Source organism: Aureispira sp. CCB-QB1 (assembly GCF_000724545.1).
GTDB lineage: Bacteria > Bacteroidota > Bacteroidia > Chitinophagales > Saprospiraceae > Aureispira.
On the sequence record NZ_JHBV01000029.1, the window covers coordinates 177,287 to 195,847 of the forward strand.

An 18,561-nucleotide genomic window follows, 5' to 3' on the forward strand; every position below is an offset into this window, starting at 1 on the left:
CGTTAGAGGTTAATTAAATGATGTAAAATTTAAACTATCAACAGGGTCAGCAGCATTTCTTGGATGATGTATCCAACTGATTTGTATGTTGTCAGCATTGATTCTTGTCAAGGTATCCAAGGAAAATTGAGCAGTGGTATCCCCCGAATCGGTATAACCTGTCCCAACAAAAGCACTAAAATCAGTAGTGAACACTCCTCGTATTTGTTGTGTACTAAGGGGCGATTGTGGCAATCTAAAATCTAGCTTATTATCAGCTGTAATCACACCGTATACACTCCCCGCTCCTAACAATGTGGCTGTTGAGACGGTATCAAAAGCTTCCACCTGACCAATATAATAGCCACTCCATGAATTTTGGCGGTTGTATTGGGTACAAAAAACCTCTATATGTTCTGCTGTTTTTAAGGTGGTAACCGTTTTGAAAAGAGGCAATACGGTAGAATCTACCAAATTGGCAATCAAAAACGTTGTCTTTTTAGCTTGTGCCAAATCATTAGAGGTTCGACTTTCTTGTTCGTACAAAAACAAGGTAATTTCTAAGGAATCAATGGGTTGAGCATCTAAATTCCTTACTTTGAGTAAAATAGATCCTGTATCTATTTGATTGGTATAATCTCTCGCTAAGTATTGTTGAAACTCCAAATTAACAATTGGTGTTCCATAATAGGTGAGCGTTTTGAGAACTACATGAGGTGGGGTTTCTTTTCTTAGCTTGTCAAAAAAATCATCTTGAGAACAAGCTCCCAAAAAGATAGCCCCTAGCATTAAGAGCATTAATAAATTACGCATACATTTTCTTTTAGTTGGTTATAAATCGAGTTATTATTAATCAATAGCACTAAATTTAGAAGTATTGTTATCATCTAAGCCCTTGATTAAGTGGACATAAAAAATTATAGTTAAAAAGAATCTTATTTTTATAGATTTTTTTCTAGATGATTACTTATAAGTTAATAAATATATTATTCGAATAACTATTTTAAAGATAAAGCATCTACAAAACAATAAGAAACCAACTTTTTTACTTTTGTAAAATCCCATTAAATAAGGATATTGAACGCTTGTCTATATCATTACTCCCTTGAAACCACGCAATAGCAGCGCAGCTAACTAAAAGCAAAGCGCTCATGTAATAAACTAATGCAAGGTACTTTTTTATGTTTTTACTTCGTGAGCCTACGGGTTCGTAGGAAAACTAAAAAGCAACGGAGTATTACTATATTGTATAGCAATAAAAAAACCTTGAATTCTATTAGAACCCAAGGCAATCTTTACATTATTCCTCAACCATAAAAGGTTTATAGACCAAACTTTTCTTCGTTACAAAGTATTGATATAATTATCCAACAGTTGCTTGGTAGCATCAAAAGAAAAAGCATCTTTGACACGACCATAATTAATTCTATCGGTGACATGACCATAAGCAAATTTTGCAAATTCCAACCGATATTTATCCATTGTAAACAAGGCTAAAACATCTCTTACCTGATTGGAAGTTAAGCACCAATCATTGATTAAAATTTTAGCCGTTAATACTCTATTTTTATCCAAATGCGCTTGGCTAACTTTCGTTTTTAAGGCCTCCACATCCTCTAGACTCAACTGCTTTGTGCAACTAATTTTAGGATTTAAAACTGGAATTTCATTTTGTGCCAATGTTGTATCTCCATTTCCTATCACCACATTAAAATCATTTTCAAAACCACCGCTAGAAGTTGTTTTAGAATTGGTCTCTCTGACCGTTTTCCCATTCACTTTCTCTGTATAAGAATGTGTTGTTGTAGATTCGTATTTGCCACTCATTTCTCCCGAAATCGTACCATTGCCTTCGCATCCTACGAGTAACAATCCCATCAAAAAAATTCCTATTGTTCTTTTCATATTATTTTTTTATCGTTACTTAATTTAGTTTTAGTAGTTAGCTTTGTTACTCCCTACGGTCGTGAGCTCGCATAGCTCGGTTCGCTGCTACTTCATGGTTATTGATCTTTTAGAGCATAAAATTGGATCAACTATAAAAAAAGGTTTCTAATTCAAACCCCTCAAAACGCCATACAGATTTAGGAGATTGCCGAACATCTATCACAGAAGCCCTCTTATCTCCTTCTTTCTGATAGAGTAATTTCAAAAAACAAAGATGATGTGGATAACATTTTACGCCCCCTGTTCCAAAACTATACAATTGCTTGCCTGTCACTTTGGTAAAAAAATCAGCCAACTTATTTTTTTGACTTCTTAATTTACTCAAATTGGGAGCTTGATTTTGATCATGAGGCAATATTTGAACGCTAGAGCTTCGCTCTAAACGATTACTTTGATAAACTCGATATCCTTCAAAATTTGCTTGTTTGGCAGTGGATAAGTCCGTATTTAGAGGCTGCTTAGGATTAAAAAACTGCAACGCCATTTTTTCTTTTTGAGTACTAGCTTGTCCTTGTATAATATAATACTCAAATTTAATGCTATCTAATTGCTCTACTTTTGCCTGTTCTTTCAACAACTCTTTTCCTTGGGGAGTTATCCAATAAGTTTGATCCTCCGCTAGTCGGACAAAATCTTGTTGCAACAAATAATGAAATTGTCCTAAAACAAAACGCTCCTTATCTAAACCTAGAAAAGCACAAATTTCTTTGTGCGCCACCTTTCCAGCCTCTATCGTTTGCAAGATCACCCGACTAAATCCATCCAAAGGTATTTGTGAACAACTGATTAGCTCCTGTGTACATTTCCATATTGGAAAATAAGTTTCCTGTACATCAACCAATGTATACCCTTTATCTTGATATCGGTCTTTATATTCTTGCCATATTTTTTCTGTATGCATACGGTTATTCATTCTAAAAATCTTTCTCTAACAAGTCACTAAAATCATCATATACCAGTCCCTCTTTATCCAGCGCTTGAACAATTTGCTGCAATTTAAATATTTTAACCGCACTTTGTGGATGAAGGATTGCTCTATTTAATAGATAGTCTTTGTCGCCTACAATAAAAAGCAAGCGTTTGACTCTCGAAAAAGCAACATTAATACGCCGATGATCTTCTAAAAAACCAATAACATCTTTCTTTTGAGGGCTACTTCGTACAATATCATAAATAATAATATCCCGTTCAGCCCCTTGAAATTTATCAACAGTATCCACGCTGATCAACGCTTCAAAATTTTCGTAATTCTTTTGATCAATTGCTTTTCGCAACAACTTCACTTGTCCATTATAACCAGCAATCACACCAATTGAAAGTGGTTTTTCCTGCTCTTTGTTCCCCACATACAAAGTATTTAATTGAGTCAACAATTCAGTAATAACAGCAACATTACAAGCATTGCTACGATGAACGGAATCTCCATTATCACTAGGATTAGAACGATTAGAAGTATTTATAAAAACAATTGACGTATCTTTTTTCAAATTCAAACCATGCTGAGTATGCTTCAATAGTTCAGGTGCTGCATTTTGCAATGTATTCTTATAAAAATACTTAGAAATCAAACTTCCAATTTGGGCAGGCATTCGATATTGAACCGCCAGCATTTTTATGTGTGCTTTTTGTTTCTCATCTTGCTCAAATGCTTCAATTAATGTTTCAAATAAACTTTTTCCAAAATCTCTATCCTCCCCCAAACCATTATCTACTAAAGTCTTTTTTAAAGCTCCTTTCAGTACTCTATCTTTAGCAACCACAGGCGGTAACTGTTGATGATCACCTATTAAAATAATATTTCGCCCCATATTGATAGGAACCAATGTTTCGGAAGGAGTCGCTTTGCTACTTTCATCCATAATAACATAATCAAACTCAAAATTCATATTTTGATATTGACCGCTAGCGATGTGCATACAGGTAGCCCCTACAATGGAAACTTCTTGCAACAAAGCACTTAAAAAGTCAACTGCTCCATGCCCAGTTTGCACCATTGCTTGTTTTTTACCATTTGCTAAATCAACATTCGCACCATTCAAAAAAGCAAACCAACGTTGCTGTATTGCCTTCAGTTGTTTTTGCTCTGACGGAGAACAACCCTTGATATAGTCCACAGATTTTTGTTCTTTTTCTTGAATCCATTGTTGCAGTTTGTGTTCGTAGGTATGCGCCATAATTTCTGTGGGTATAGCGGATTTATTCAAGGTATACTTACTAGCCAAACGCATAAAAGGCAAGCTATTTTGTGTTCTTTTATTTATCTTCAAAATCCCTTCCAAGACATTATCAACGGCTAGATTAGATTGAGAAGTTACCAATATTTTGGCTTCTTTTTCTCGTTGCAATATTTGCTGCAAAAGCTCAATAATAACCGTTGTTTTACCTGTCCCTGGAGGTCCTTGAATTAAATAAAGTGGCTGCCGATTTAAAGCTTCTAACACTGCTTCTGCTTGCGTTCTATCGTTACACAAATTTGGATTAAACAAAGTCTTGCTAAATGCTTGGTAATTTTCCTCCTGCAACGGTTGATTCTCGACAAAAGCATTCACCTCAGGACGTGCCAGAATCCGACACAACAAAGGATTAACTATCTTTGACGCTTCAAAGTTTTGCAATGCTTCCAACTGCTTTCTTAGCTGACTACTCTCCTGACGAAGATCTTCTTTTAAAATTCCTTTCTTAGGAATTTCCTCCAACAGACAGTGTATATCTCCCAAAACAATGGTTTTTTGGATCTTATCATAATCCACCAAGCGCCCCACCAACTGCCTCTCCACACACAAACCAATTGATTGTTGATGTATTGCGGCTACTCTCACCCAAGTACTGATGCTTGTTTCGCTTAGTCGAAATACCAATCGCCCCTCTGCGTCTTGAGTTCGGTGCTTATAGTTTACTTGAAACGCATTTTGCTCCAACTGTTGTAACTCTTTTTCTGGTAATAACTTCCAAGCACGCACCAAACTTTTCTGTTTGCGTTGCAATTTGAGCAAGTCATTTTGAGTCTCGAACTTTTGAGTAAAAAATGGGATGCAATTGTAGTTAGATGGATATTCTGAAAAAGAAGCTTTCAGCACAAAAGAGTAAGGAGCATCCCAAACGCGGTTGTTGCGTTCGTTATTACAATGTGGAATAAAAAGCGACTTATCATTATTTAATACAAATTTCCCGTTCCAATTTGCGGTACTAAAACGCCCTGTTATCAAGCCTCTATCCGAACGCTGATGCGCCAAATCCAAACACACTTTTTGATTCATTTCTTTCAACAGCAAGCGCAAGGTATTGGCATCAATAGCTTTTCGGTTCACAATCACTCGAATTGCTCGACGTTTCTCATCGTAAGGCATTTTAAAGCTAACTTGTTCTAATAATTCTATCAATTCTGAATAACTACTTAGAGAGTCTGCTCTTTGAGGAAATAAACCTCTTTGTAAAATAGCCCCAACAACCATTTGCTTTTGTTCTTTTTTTAAGAACGATTCAAAACTCTTGATTAAAGCGTACACATTATCTTGATGACTAGGGCGGCTGACGACATCATTTTGATTGGATTTCAGAAATGCCTGTGTATCTGGCGAGAGTTGTCGTTCAGGCAATACCTCTTCTTTTCTAAACAAGTCCCATAGTCCCACATAACTCAATACAGCCCTTCCTTCTGAATTAATCCGAATCGTATTGGGACTTATAATTTGTGTTGTATATTGTTTCGCCTGCAAGCTCTCCAAGCCTTTTGCTAGGTCTAACAGATTTTGAAAACTTGTCATAGAACGACCACTGCTCAATCGAACAAAGCCTTCTAAATATTCGTAGACAATAAAGTAACATTGTTCGTGCTCGTCAAAACCTATCGCTTGAATATTTTGTATTCCTTCTATAGATTGGTTCACTAAAAGGGGCAACTCATATTTAAACAAACATTTTAATATAAAAGCTGTTTCTTTTGTTCGTTGAATCGTTAAGAGTTCATGTTTTACTCCTTTAGCATCATGGCAAAACCAATGTTTTATTCTTTCATTGACCTCGTAAAACAATTCATTAATTTGATATTGATTAATTATTTGCATTAACTTTTTATTAAAAACAATAATGTCTCCTCTAGATGATTTTAATGACTATTCTGAGAATAAGTTTAACAAATTTACTTTTAAGTAAGTGGACAGAAAAAAGTATAGTTAAAAATGTAATTGTTTTTAGTGCTGTTCAAAGAAAAAAATTGAAGTTTTAGCGGGCTAAAACGAGATTTTTTGATGAAGAACAGTGCAAAAAGAATTCTATTTTGCCTATAAATTTTTATGAACGATTACTTAAAGACCTACTCAAACAATCGACTGTTTTTATACTTCCCTTGTTTGGGATTGTTGGTGCATTCTTATTCCCTATACTTATGGTGTTATTTTTGAGCCTATTACTGTGTATTCTAAGTCTTTTCTTTTAGAACCATACAACGATAAATTGTATACCCTTATTCATTAGCCTCCCTATAAAGTTCTTTCCACAAGCCAAACAAAGCTAAACAATAATTTACCATTTTGCCTCAAAAAGCACTTTCTTTGGTACAAGAAGCCTATATCAGAAATTAGACACAAAAAACTCTCTGACAAAATGGCAGCTTTGCATTCTTTTTTTGTATCTTTGCAGTGTTATTACTTAATACTCTGTTGTTTTTTTAGTTTTTCTATACAAAACATAAAAAAGCATCTTGTATTAACTTACTTATCAGGCTATTAGAATCAAAGCAAATAAAACTGCATCTTACTAATAACCAACGGCGAAGCCCTCACGAAGTAAACAATATGATTTTCCAACGGAGTAATTCTAATTTAAAGAACAAATTATAAGTTTCCAATCCTGTGAACGATATAGGTAAAAATTAAGTTATTTGTTCGACTTTATAGCGTTTTGAATTTTACAAATTAAATATGTACAACGACAATCCAACAATAAAAAACATAGACGAAAGCAAACAAGGTGATGTTTTCTTCAAAGAGCAAGTCGCTAATCAAACTGATGACAATAACAAAAAATTCTACATTGAGAGTTATGGTTGCCAGATGAATTTTAGTGATAGTGAAATTGTTGCCTCTATCCTATCTGAGGTAGGTTATTCTCCAACTAGGGACATGGATAACTCTGATTTGATTTTGATTAATACTTGTTCCATTCGAGAAAAAGCAGAGGATACCGTTCGCAAGCGATTGCGTGTCTTTGACAAAATCAAAGACAAAAAACCAGGTACTTTAGTAGGCGTCTTAGGTTGTATGGCTGAGCGATTGAAGCAAAAATTGCTTGACCAAGAAAAATTAGTGGATTTGGTGGTCGGACCAGATGCTTACCGTGATCTTCCCAACTTGATTGCAACAGCAGAAGATGGAGATAAAGGAATCAATGTATTTCTATCTAGGGAAGAAACTTATTCAAATATCAATCCTGTTCGATTGGGAAGCAATGGAGTAACTGCTTTTGTAACCATCATGAGAGGTTGTGATAATATGTGTTCGTTCTGTGTGGTTCCTTTCACTCGTGGACGAGAACGTAGCCGTGATCCTTTTTCTATTTTGGCAGAATGTACCGACTTATTCAACAGAGGTTTTCGTGAAGTTACCCTTTTGGGTCAAAATGTAGATTCTTATAAATGGAAAAATCCAGATACAGATGAAACCATTGATTTTGCGGATTTATTAGAATTGACGGCTAAAGTCAGCCCAGATTTGCGTGTACGTTTTTCTACTTCACACCCCAAGGACATTACCGATAAGGTCTTGTTCAATATGGCAAAATATGAAAATATTTGTAAGTACATTCACCTACCTGTTCAGTCTGGTAATTCTAATATTCTTAAAAAAATGAATCGTACCTACGATAGAGAATGGTACATCAACAAAATACATCGTATCTACGAAATTATGCCTGATTGTGCCATTTCTTCAGATATGATTGCTGGTTTCTGTGGTGAAACAGAAGAGGAACACCAAGAGACACTTTCTATCATGGAGATTGCTCAATATAGTATGTCTTATATGTTCTTTTATTCTGAGCGTCCCAATACACTAGCGCATAAAAAATACGAAGACGATGTTCCTTTGGAAGTTAAAAAACGTCGTTTGAATGAAATTATCCGTTTGCAAAATCAACTATCATTTGAGCACAATCGCAAAGAAGTAGGGCAATATCACAAAATTTTGATTGAGAAAGTTTCTAAAAAGTCAGACCAAGAATTGGCAGGGCGTACCTCTCAAAACAAAATGGTCGTTTTCCCTCGTGAAGATGCCCAAATAGGTACTTATGCCTATGTCAAAATTCACGACTTCACTTCTGCTACTCTAAAAGGAACATTAGTAGACGAAGCAGAATACTTGCAGCACAAGGCTTAATACAATCCATGTATGAAAGCAAGTAAACGATTGCATTTTAGATCCTTAACAACAGAAGATACAACGGCATTAATTCGCATTTATTCGGATGCAGAAGCGATGAAATTTAGGGCTAATCCTCCTCTCTTAAACGAAGATGAGGCGCTCCAAATGATTAAAAAGGCAACGCAGGAAGCTGCCCATTTTTCGTCTAAAAGATGGGCGATTGTTAAGAACGATACCAATGAGTTAATTGGCACTTGTGTCTTGACCTATGATAAACAAGAACCAACCTGTACCATTGGGTATTCTATTGGTAAAATGTTTTGGAATAAAGGATATGGCAAAGAGTTGCTACATGCAATGGTTCAAGAAGTAAGAACAACCAACTGCAAAACGATAAAAGCTTTTGTCCATCCTCAAAATTTGGCTTCTATAGCTATTTTAGAAAAGGAACAGTTTTATCAAGCTGATGCAAGCGCATCTGAAAATCTATTGACGTATTGTTTGAATATAATGTTATAACTAGACGCTGTTCTAAGGAAGAAGAAATTCCTTATGATTTGCTACTGCTTGCTGATGAAACGATAGAAGCTATTAATCGATACATCCATCAATCGGATTGTTATGTCTTTGAACACCAAGGGCAGCTGCTTGGTTTATATGTCTTATTCCCCATCAGCAATCATTGCATAGAAATAAAAAACATTGCTGTTTTAGAAAGTGCTCAAGGCAAAGGAATTGGCACGTTGTTAATTAGAGATGCCATCCAAAAAGCAAAGGAGCAATCCTATACAACCATTCTTATAGGTACTGCTAATACGGCCTTCAAACAGTTGTATTTGTACCAAAAAGAGGGATTTGAAATTGATGACATCAAAAAGAATTTTTTTATTGATAATTATCCAACGCCTATTTACGAAAAAGGAATTCTTTTGAACCATATGATCATGCTAAAAAAAACAATTGAACAATAGCTCCTAATCCTAAACACGTTAATTAAAATATTCTTACAATGATAAAATCACTCTTCTTTTCTCTCTCTCTTATACTTTTATTGTTGTATAGTTGCAACCAACAACCTACTCCAATCGAACAGGATCCAATTTCAACACTTCCCGAATCGCCTCCTGCAACAACAACACCTCGTAAATCGTCTGGCACCATGACCAATCAGCCCATTGAAGACATGGCTCCCGCTGTTGTGAATCAAGATTTGATGATAGCACCTAAAGAACTATTGGGGTATGTACAAGCAGCTATTATTCCTAGCTACAAAGATTGGGTTTTATTCAAAAATGGAACGTATATTATTTTTGATTACATAGATACGATTCCTGATATTCAACAATCTGCTTTACGCTATTTAGCACAATACAAACCTAAAACGATTGCAGATACTAACTGGGATTTTACCATTAGCGACTTGGATCAGGTAGAAGGTTGGTCGGTGTACGGAAATGGTTATGGAATATATACTTTTGTACATCCAACTGAATTGAGCATCAATCCTAGTCCTCAACAAATTGGAGCTTATGCCAAAGCCAAAAGAGCACTAGACGAGGAGAAGCCCAAAATACTTTTCATTAGTAGCAAGGATGGAATTCTAGAGATTCAATAAAATAATACTCCGTTGATTTTTTAGTTTTTCTACGAACCCGTAGGCTCACGAAGTAAAAACATAAAAAAGCATCTTGCATTAGTTTGATTATCAGTTTTTTAGTATAAAGGTTGGCGAAAGTACATCTTACTAATAATCAAACTAATACGATTTTTCAACGGAGTAATGATAAAAAACTCCTCTACTTAATTTAATTATTCGTTTCAAGCCACAAAATTATGCCTTCAAAATCAAGTTTATCAACATTTTTAATCTGCCTATTAGTTTGTATTACAACGCAAGCTCAAGAAGGATTGAACATTGAATCTGTTTCTATTTTTAAGAACAAAACTGCATTCTTTGTAAAAAAAGGAACTGTTGCTACCCAAAACAATAGTTGGCTGATTTTAGGAGATACCATTCCCGCCGCTTTAAACGGAACGTTTTGGCTCAACTCTCCTGACAATGATTTTAAATTGGTAAAAGCTTACAAAAAAACCATTAAAACAAAAGAGCAAGCAGTAGCTAGTGATTTTGCTGCCATGCTAGCTTTGAACGATGGAAAAACAGCAACACTATATTTTAAAGATACGCTGTACACAGGGAAAATTTTATTCATGCAAGTAACGCCCAAAAAGAAACCCGATGCTCCCAATCTAAAAGCTCCATTATTCGCTTTAATTACCAAAGAAGGTAAAACTATGGTATTCAAAGAGAGCAGTATTAATGGGTTGATGCACATCGAATTTTCTAACACGCCTCAATTTACTTATGACTATACTCAGTCAAAACAATTGCCTGCTCTGCAAATTGATTTTAAATCAGATAAACCCAAACAGGCTTTGGATATGATGTATTTATGCAATGGTTTGGCTTGGAAACCCGATTATAAAATTGAATTGATTGAAGAAAATAAAGCCAAATTATCCCTTCGGTCTACCGTTTTGAATGAAGCAGAAGACATCAGCACCAAAAAACTTAATTTAGTAGCCGGTGTTCCCAATTTTAAATATGCTACAAGCATTTCTGAATTAATTAATTTTTTAGACATTCATATTGGAGGATTTGCCAATAACGTTCAAGCATTTGGTAACATTGCGATTCCTCAAAACCAGTTCAATGAAACGGTCTACAACAGTCCAACTACTTTTTCGGGCAATACAACGACCGCCTCACCTGCTCCCTCTTTTGGCGAGGCTACTGCTATGGAAGATCTATATTTTTATACACTCAATGATGTTGTTCTAAAAAAAGGGGAACGAGCTTTCTTTGATATTTTCACAGTTGATGTTCCCGTAGAGCATATTTATGAAGCAGTTCTATCAGACAATAACATTACCTATGCCTTAGAATATAGCTTCATAAAAAAAGAAAATCCTGTTGTTCATACCATTAAACTAACCAACAATTCTAAGTTTACGTGGACAGCTGGTTCTGCACTCGTTTTAAAAAATGATAAAAACCAACAAGCTCCTATTAGCCAAGATAAATTGGGCTATACTTCCCAGAAAGATGATATTTCTGTCAAACTTACGGAAGCACCTGATGTTAGTGTCCGCTTTTTAGAAAAAGAAACCAATCGTACTCCCAATAAAAAAAGCTTAAAGAAGGGAAATTATACTTATTATAATGATTTAGTAGAGGTTGAAGCAGAAGTAACGGTTCATAATTACAAAAACAAAGCCATCCGCCTAGACCTAAAACGTGCTATTGCTGGTGAATTGGATAAATCCAACCTTGAATGGCAATTGGCTCCAAGGGTGCAGTTTGGCTATACTTTAAATAAAAAAACGGATGTATGCTGGGAGCTAAAATTGAAAGCCGGTGAAGAAAAAGTCATTCGATATACTTACTCATTTTATACATCTGAACACAGATAATACTATATGAATTTACAATCAATTAAACAACGTTTTGGAATTATAGGTAATTCTCCAACCTTAAATCATGCCTTGCAAATAGCCGTACAAGTGGCACCAACAGATTTATCTGTACTCATAGAGGGGGCAAGTGGTGTTGGAAAAGAATCTTTTTCCAAAATTATACACAATTTATCGAGTCGAAAGCATCAAAAATTTATTGCCATTAACTGTGGTGCTTTGCCCGAAAGCACGTTGTATTCTGAACTCTTTGGGCATACTAAAAATGCCTTTACAGGAGCAACAACAGAACGAAAAGGTTATTTTGAAACGGTCAATGGTGGAACTATTTTCTTAGATGAAATTGGAGAAATGCCTGCCAAACTACAACAGTTCTTACTGCGTGTTTTGGAACAAGGTGAGTTTGTCAAAATGGGTTCCAACAAAGTTGAAAAAACAGATGTTCGGGTCATTGCAGCCACTAATGTTAAGCTACTGGAGAATGTACAGCAAGGGAAATTTAGAGAAGATTTGTACTATCGACTCAATACGGTTCCCATCAAGGTTCCTCCATTAAAAGATCGTTCAGAAGATATTCACATTTTGTTCCGAAAATTTGCAGCTGACTTTGCAGAACGTTATAAAACGACTCCCGTTCGTTTGGACGAACGAGCCCAGCTACTATTAGAAAATTATAGTTGGCCAGGTAATATTCGGGAGCTAAAAAATATCGCCTTACAAGTTTCTGCACTGTCCGATAACAAGACAATTACAGCGGACGAACTCTTGCAATTTATTCCTAAAGCATTGGATAGAAACTTGCCAGCAATCAGCAATCAATTTGGAGGTGGGTTTGATAATGCTGCAGGTTCTGGTTTTTATGAACGGGAGATTTTGTTCAAGTTTTTGTATGAAATGAAAAAAGATTTGGCTGATCTAAAAACATTGATTGCCGAAATTGCGCATACCAATAATCTTCAAATGCCTAATGGCACAACAGCTTCGAGTCTAACGCCTGTCCCCAGTTTTCAAGCTCAAACCAAGGCTAGCTTTAACAACTCGGACTATGAGGAAGAAAATTACGAGGAACACAATAGCAAACATACTCCTATTGTCATCAATTCTGAACGACCTGTTAGTAATAAATATAGCGATGTGGAAGAAATTGAAGAATCCTTATCCATTGAAGATATGGAGCAAGAATTAATCAAAAAAGCGCTAGCCAAACATCGAGGAAAGCGCAAAGAAGCGGCAAAGGAACTCGGCATTTCAGAACGGACATTGTATCGAAAAATTCGTCAATATGAAATTGAGGCTTAATGAAACCACGCAGTAGCGCCTTGTATTAGTTTTATAAATGCAATTGATTTTGCCTCATTTTCTCTTGATAAAATATTCTGATATAGCACCAAAGATAAACCAACGATCAATAATACGATCTTATTTTTGGTGCTATTTTAAATCAACTTTTTATCTCTTGCTTTTCTTGTTTTCAGAATATTCCATACCAATCCAAAAGCAGGTAAGGTAATCAACCAAGCTACTCGGCTATTATAACGATCATAAACACCAGAAGTTGAAGCAACAATAAATGCATTTACCAAAATTCCCAAAATTAGCAGTGTAGCCAATGCCTTTTCTTGTTCTGAATAACCTCTATAAAAAAAGAAAGCCATCAAAACAATAAACGCAGATAAATATAACACAACCTTTTGCACAAAATTAGCGACATATACTTCCTGCTCTGTATATGTTTTTAGAACTTGGCGACTGTCTTGCCCTGCCAAATAATAGGTAGGAAAATAAGGTTTTATGGGAGCCATAAATGGGTGACCTTTGGTATTCCCCATATCTTCCTGATTGTTATAATCAAAAAAAGAGAGCTGCATCAAGGTGGCTTCTAAACTACGAATAATATACTTTTTTAAATACTTGGGCTGGGTTAAAATTTTCCAACATAACTCATTGTAAAAGGCTACTTTTTCATCCGACCAATGCCATAAATCCTTCTTGTTCAAATAACTTCCTGTCGACCATAAAAAATACCGTCCCAAACCCAATGACTTTATATGCCCGCAAATATCATGGTCGAATTCCGTGCAATTTTCTTCTAAATAGCTTTGGGCTAGACCAAAATCACACAATCGAGCAAACAAAAATATTCCTCCGCCTTCAGTTCCAACAAAGCCTCCACCTCGACTGTATTGAATGGTACAAGTTGTTAGATAACTCCCTCCTACCAGAGCCATCATAAATGCCAATTTTCGACCTGTAATCCCCAATTGTTGGTACCTAGCTTTCCCTCCTTTCAAGAACCTTCCCAACAACACTACCAAAAGTAGAATTAGATTTAACAACGTATGCGAATTATGCATTCCTGAAGATAGAAGAAATAAAAAGACTGCTATTCCAAAATCTCTTCTTGATATATTGGTTGCTAGTAATAAAAGACAGAAACTGAGTAGGACAATTGGAGTAAAAATATCTGGCATTAGCATGCTAACGTGAAAAGAAGCTGCCGTTGTTGCTGCAATCATGCAAATATAAGAAGTCAAAGAAACTGCTAAGTATTTGCTAGGGAAAAAGTATTTAAAAATCAAGTGAATAGCTCCTATCAAAATAATTCCCTGTGCCAATAAAACCAACCACAAAGACTCCCATAAACTAACGTGTCGTATAAAACCGCCATACAGCCACAATCGTGTATTGCCTGCTTTTCCTTCAAATCCTGAAATAATATACCCCAATGAGTCGGTAAAAAACAAGGGAAAACCATTATAAAAAGCTGGAATACATAGTACAATAGAAAGAAGAAAGAAAAGAAGAATATATTGTTTATTTGATATCCTCATAAAGATTCCGTTTGTTTTAAAAGCAAAAGAATAGTATGCTTACAGTAATAAAGAGGACATAAAATAAGTATCCTTTTTTTAGTCGTAAAAACATTACGCCTCCTCAAAAGACTCTTATAAAATGCCATATACTTAATAGATAGGGTACTAAAATCGTGTAAACATAAAAAATTATAACCTTAATTACAAGTTCATCTAACAGGTATTCTAGAAATATTTATGCAATACATATTTCTATTTTTATCTTTTAAACAGTAATGATTCGTACATTAGTACCCCCCTATTACTATTACTTAATAAAAAGCTTAATGAATATGTATAAACTTACTTATTATCTAATTTCTATCGCTTATTTTTCCATCTGTCTTGCCTGTGTTTCGGTACCCAAAAACACACACAAATCTTCTGAGCGTATTGCTACAGGGGCAGGTCCCGAAGATATACTCTTAGATACTATTTCATGTCAACACCCTAGATTACTGGTTTCTTGCACCAATCGCCGCTTAAAAGATAGTATTCCTAATGGGAATATTTATGCCATTGATTTGGACAAAGATTCTTTAATCAGTCGTCCTCTCCTACGGGTCAACGAACCCGACACACTCGTTTTTCAACCACATGGATTTGACTTGATTCGTCAAAATGGAAAAGTGTATTTATTTATCGTTTCTCATGACGAGCAAAGAGACAAACACTATGTTTACAAATATGAAGTAAACGAGCAACAACTTAAATTTGTAAAAGCCTATCAAAATATATTAATGAACTCCCCTAATACTGTTGTTGCCTTAAAAAAAGGAGGCTTCTATACTAGTATTGACCAAAAGAAACGAGGCAATCAACTCGCCTTGCTTTTTAAAGCAAAATCAGGTAGCATCGTTTTTTGTGATGAGCAAGGTGGTTGGGCAAAAGTTGCTTCTAAATTGGCGTACCCAAATGGCTTGTATATTACATCCAAAGAGCGTTATTTATACGCAAGTACCACACGCCAGCATACTCTATTTAAGTACAGTATTAAAGCAGATGGAAATTTGATTAATCGAGAAAAAGTTACTCAATTGGTCGGCGGAGACAATATAAGATTAGGTCAAAACAAAGAACTCTTAATTCCTGCACATCTCAAAGCATTTAAGTTTTTTGCTCATTTCAAGGACTCATCCAAGATAGCTCCTAGCGTTGTTTATAGTGTAAATACTACTGATGGAACCAAAGAAGTGGCATATTCTAACGATGGGAAGCAAATTAGTGCTGCATCAACTGCTGTTAGCTACAAAAATCATCTATATATTGCGCAAGTTTATCAACCCTATATATTACGCATTAAGCGAGAAAATAAGGTTTCTAAAAAATAGTACTTTAAGCCTTCGTTAAATAAATCTATATTTTTATGTCTTTTTTCTTGCAAAAAAAAAGAAAAAGTCTGACATTGGGACTAGATCAAAAAAAACACTTGATCTTCTTTAAAAAAAACACTACTAAAATTAAATTTTAGTAATTAAATATAATGGTTTTCATAGCTTAGGTTTGGTGGGGTAATCAAACCTAACAGGGTTGGTCTGCTCGGGGGAAATGACCAACCCATTTTTTTTGCCCTTACTAAACCTTTCGATTTATTTTCCTCTCTTTATAATTTTTTTAGTCTCAACTACTTTTTCTGCATTCATCAAGGCAATAAAATAAATTCCTTCTTTCCAATCAGCCATTGAAATTTTATAATTTCCATTCACAGAGTTAGCTTGATACATAAGCTTTCCTGAAATATCTGTAACAATAATTTGTTCAATATCTGGTGCCACATTGGTTAGATATACTTCTGTTTCAACAGGATTGGGAAATACATTTGCAGTAACATGGTCTTCCTTGATAACAATAGAGTGTTGTGAACTTTTTCTCATAGATGGATTGGCAATTGTCACTGAAACTTGATCTGTGTGAGTTGCTCCTTGGTCATCCATTACCTCCAATTCAAACACATAGGTTCCTGCTGCTAAATTATTCACCATAGTCGTGACATTTTGTGGCGTTTGAAGCGAAACAACAGAAGCCTTTGGACTTATAATCAATCCATTCAAATAAGCATATTCTGCTCCATTGGCAGTATCTACTTCAAATAAAATTTCCCCAGAAGCATCCGCCTCAACATCATTGAGAATAACTGCTTGCGTTGTATTGTTTGTTGCATTAAGAATTCCAGATTGACTCCCTATTGTGTAACGAGTTGTTTTATTTCCTGTTCCATTTCTCCCACCATAAAATGTAAAATCATACAAACCATTTGGAGCCAAACCATCAACGATAATTTTTCTAGCAACACCTCTACTACGTATCCAATAAGTAGATGCTATAACAGCATCTGGCATTACTCCAGAATTATTTCCTGTAGAAAGTCCGCTTAGCTTAGTGCTCCAAGCATCCAAGAGATGCAAAGTAACTCCTGTTGGATTATTTTGATCATCAACCAAATTATTAATAGTTGTTCCTACAGATACTTGACCAAGCGTATTATTCCAAGGGGCTGTTGCTAATATCGTATTCGGAGTATAACTAAAGTTGATTAATATTGGATTACCAGAAGTACTAACTGGCCCACTCAACAAACGCCATTGGTAAGAAGTAATGGTACCATCACTATCTAAGCTCCCAGTCCCATCTAAAGTAACTGCATTTTGTGGGCTTGTAATATGTATATCTGCTCCCGCATCCGCAACAGGCGGAACATTAGGGACAACAACAGATTTGCTTTGAGCAAATAACCATGCCCACATATTATCGTTGTAATACGCAGCCGACCAAGCATTGTGCCCCGATGCTTTGTATAAAGTAAAAGCAAGGTTTTGAGTAGGAGAATGCACACCTGATGCGATGCTAAAACTAGTTCCATCAAACTGAAATGTTTGGTCTGTTGTTGCTGGTCCCAATTCATTAGGGTCATTTGGGTTCGGGTAAGTATAAGGATACAAGTACCCTTCTCTGAGGATTGTAGGACCACCTACATTTGCTATTCTATCTACATTTTGTGCTGTAAAAGGAATTTTTACTACTTTATCTCCAAAATTATGAAATGCCCAAATTGGCACACTTTGAAGATGCGGGGATGGGTCCGCTACCTTATCTGCTCCACAAATAGGCACCATCGCTGCCACCAAATTGGGATAAGCCTCTCCAAATTTCCACACAGAGCCCCCTCCTGCACTTAATCCAGTGACATAAATTCGGCTAACATCAATTGGGTAACCCACATTTAATAAATAGTCAATCAATTGTTCCAATAAGATAGGCATATGCCTTGACGATGTTTGTGGAGCAATAATAATAGCAGGAAAATGTCTACCAGAACCTCCATTAGGATTGCTAATCGCCTGACCGATTCGCTTCATTGGTCCATGTCTCAATACTCTATTCAAATCAGGAAGCTGCCCACTACCTCGTTCTCCTCGACCATGTAGGAATAAAACAAGTGGATAAACTTGCCCTGAAGTATAATTTTGTGGCAAATATTCATAATAACCATAAGGCTTGCCATCTCCTTGCACTTTTTCAATTGCTGTTAACTGTCCTGAATTACCCGAAGGTTGCCCATAGGCAGTTAAAATAAAACACAAACTGATCAAAATTAATAGTAGTTTCTTCATAAGAAATTTAGATTTTAATAAAAAAGATAATTTCACTTACAAAAGGGGGATTTTAATATTTTTTACTACTCAAAAGTATAAAATACTTCATCCCTTAATTCATCTTTTTTTCGCCATAATCTAAACTCAAACGAAGCCCACTCTTAACTAAAAACATAATGATCAACCAATTAAAAATCTAAAAAGTCTAACTTCTTTCTATGAAAAAGCTATTAACATTTAGTAAAAAAAACATTTAATGAGTAAAATATAAAGCTTCAAAACTTTTTCTATTCTTCATCTGTTTACCTTAATAAATAGCTTATAAATGCTTTATTTGACTAAAAAAAAAGAAAAAAAGCA

The 18,561-nt window shown here is 35.4% G+C and carries 13 protein-coding genes; 7 read left to right on the top strand and 6 right to left on the bottom strand.

The annotated features are described in order from the left end of the window. Positions 1 to 9: 9 nt before the first annotated feature. The 4 genes from CG11_RS14380 to CG11_RS14395 all read right to left on the bottom strand — a co-directional run bounded on the left by CG11_RS14380 (position 10) and on the right by CG11_RS14395 (position 5,990). Entirely contained in the window at positions 10 to 792 is a 783-nt protein-coding gene (locus CG11_RS14380) for a hypothetical protein (RefSeq protein ID WP_052597381.1), read from the bottom strand. A gap of 531 nt (positions 793 to 1,323) precedes the next feature. After that, positions 1,324 to 1,884 (bottom strand): DUF4476 domain-containing protein, encoded by a 561-nt coding sequence (locus CG11_RS14385; RefSeq protein WP_052597384.1) that lies wholly within the window; start codon positions 1,882 to 1,884, stop codon positions 1,324 to 1,326. 127 nt (positions 1,885 to 2,011) lie between these two features. Beyond that, positions 2,012 to 2,839, bottom strand: coding sequence for a hypothetical protein (locus CG11_RS14390; protein WP_156039781.1), 828 nt, complete (start codon positions 2,837 to 2,839; stop codon positions 2,012 to 2,014). 1 nt (position 2,840) lies between these two features. Continuing rightward, positions 2,841 to 5,990, bottom strand: a complete 3,150-nt coding sequence (locus CG11_RS14395) for an AAA domain-containing protein (protein ID WP_052597388.1) — start codon at positions 5,988 to 5,990, stop codon at positions 2,841 to 2,843. An 855-nt stretch (positions 5,991 to 6,845) separates the two neighbouring features. On the opposite strand from CG11_RS14395, the gene miaB reads away from it, so the two are divergent. The 6 genes from miaB to CG11_RS14425 all read left to right on the top strand — a co-directional run bounded on the left by miaB (position 6,846) and on the right by CG11_RS14425 (position 13,055). Then, positions 6,846 to 8,297, top strand: coding sequence for a tRNA (N6-isopentenyl adenosine(37)-C2)-methylthiotransferase MiaB (miaB, locus tag CG11_RS14400; RefSeq protein ID WP_052597389.1), 1,452 nt, complete (start codon positions 6,846 to 6,848; stop codon positions 8,295 to 8,297). Positions 8,298 to 8,309: 12 nt separating this feature from the next. Further along, positions 8,310 to 8,801: a GNAT family N-acetyltransferase gene (locus tag CG11_RS14405; RefSeq protein ID WP_052597391.1), complete on the top strand. Its 492-nt coding sequence runs from the start codon at positions 8,310 to 8,312 to the stop codon at positions 8,799 to 8,801. Then, on the top strand, positions 8,780 to 9,253 hold the full coding sequence (locus tag CG11_RS14410) for a GNAT family N-acetyltransferase (protein WP_197043852.1): 474 nt from the start codon (positions 8,780 to 8,782) through the stop codon (positions 9,251 to 9,253). Before CG11_RS14405 ends, CG11_RS14410 begins: the two co-directional genes overlap by 22 nt. Before the next feature lie 38 nt (positions 9,254 to 9,291). Continuing rightward, positions 9,292 to 9,897, top strand: coding sequence for a hypothetical protein (locus CG11_RS14415; RefSeq protein WP_156039782.1), 606 nt, complete (start codon positions 9,292 to 9,294; stop codon positions 9,895 to 9,897). Between the two features lie 218 nt (positions 9,898 to 10,115). Beyond that, positions 10,116 to 11,756 (top strand): hypothetical protein, encoded by a 1,641-nt coding sequence (locus CG11_RS14420; RefSeq protein WP_052597395.1) that lies wholly within the window; start codon positions 10,116 to 10,118, stop codon positions 11,754 to 11,756. A 6-nt stretch (positions 11,757 to 11,762) separates the two neighbouring features. After that, positions 11,763 to 13,055: a sigma-54-dependent Fis family transcriptional regulator gene (locus CG11_RS14425; RefSeq protein ID WP_052597398.1), complete on the top strand. Its 1,293-nt coding sequence runs from the start codon at positions 11,763 to 11,765 to the stop codon at positions 13,053 to 13,055. 137 nt (positions 13,056 to 13,192) lie between these two features. Here CG11_RS14425 and CG11_RS14430 read toward each other — a convergent pair whose 3' ends face one another. Continuing rightward, a complete protein-coding gene (locus tag CG11_RS14430) occupies positions 13,193 to 14,587 on the bottom strand; it encodes a hypothetical protein (RefSeq protein ID WP_052597400.1) in 1,395 nt (464 codons plus the stop codon). Between the two features lie 314 nt (positions 14,588 to 14,901). Between CG11_RS14430 and CG11_RS14435 the strand changes: the two genes are divergently transcribed. Further along, positions 14,902 to 15,939 carry an SMP-30/gluconolactonase/LRE family protein gene (locus CG11_RS14435; RefSeq protein ID WP_197043853.1) on the top strand — a complete coding sequence of 346 codons (1,038 nt, stop codon included), beginning with the start codon at positions 14,902 to 14,904 and terminating at the stop codon, positions 15,937 to 15,939. 258 nt (positions 15,940 to 16,197) lie between these two features. Here the strand turns inward: CG11_RS14435 and CG11_RS14440 are convergent, their stop codons facing one another. Then, positions 16,198 to 18,219: a T9SS type A sorting domain-containing protein gene (locus tag CG11_RS14440; RefSeq protein ID WP_052597404.1), complete on the bottom strand. Its 2,022-nt coding sequence runs from the start codon at positions 18,217 to 18,219 to the stop codon at positions 16,198 to 16,200. Positions 18,220 to 18,561 lie beyond the last annotated feature (342 nt).

Bases quoted from the DNA above. Each gene is read 5' to 3' on its own strand.
- CG11_RS14380 (WP_052597381.1), bottom strand. From the start codon at position 792: ATGCGTAATTTATTAATGCTCTTAATGCTAGGGGCTATCTTTTTGGGA.
- CG11_RS14385 (WP_052597384.1), bottom strand. From the start codon at position 1,884: ATGAAAAGAACAATAGGAATTTTTTTGATGGGATTGTTACTCGTAGGA.
- CG11_RS14390 (WP_156039781.1), bottom strand. From the start codon at position 2,839: ATGAATAACCGTATGCATACAGAAAAAATATGGCAAGAATATAAAGAC.
- CG11_RS14395 (WP_052597388.1), bottom strand. From the start codon at position 5,990: ATGCAAATAATTAATCAATATCAAATTAATGAATTGTTTTACGAGGTC.
- miaB (WP_052597389.1), top strand. From the start codon at position 6,846: ATGTACAACGACAATCCAACAATAAAAAACATAGACGAAAGCAAACAA.
- CG11_RS14405 (WP_052597391.1), top strand. From the start codon at position 8,310: ATGAAAGCAAGTAAACGATTGCATTTTAGATCCTTAACAACAGAAGAT.
- CG11_RS14415 (WP_156039782.1), top strand. From the start codon at position 9,292: ATGATAAAATCACTCTTCTTTTCTCTCTCTCTTATACTTTTATTGTTG.
- CG11_RS14420 (WP_052597395.1), top strand. From the start codon at position 10,116: ATGCCTTCAAAATCAAGTTTATCAACATTTTTAATCTGCCTATTAGTT.
- CG11_RS14425 (WP_052597398.1), top strand. From the start codon at position 11,763: ATGAATTTACAATCAATTAAACAACGTTTTGGAATTATAGGTAATTCT.
- CG11_RS14430 (WP_052597400.1), bottom strand. From the start codon at position 14,587: ATGAGGATATCAAATAAACAATATATTCTTCTTTTCTTTCTTCTTTCT.
- CG11_RS14435 (WP_197043853.1), top strand. From the start codon at position 14,902: ATGTATAAACTTACTTATTATCTAATTTCTATCGCTTATTTTTCCATC.
- CG11_RS14440 (WP_052597404.1), bottom strand. From the start codon at position 18,219: ATGAAGAAACTACTATTAATTTTGATCAGTTTGTGTTTTATTTTAACT.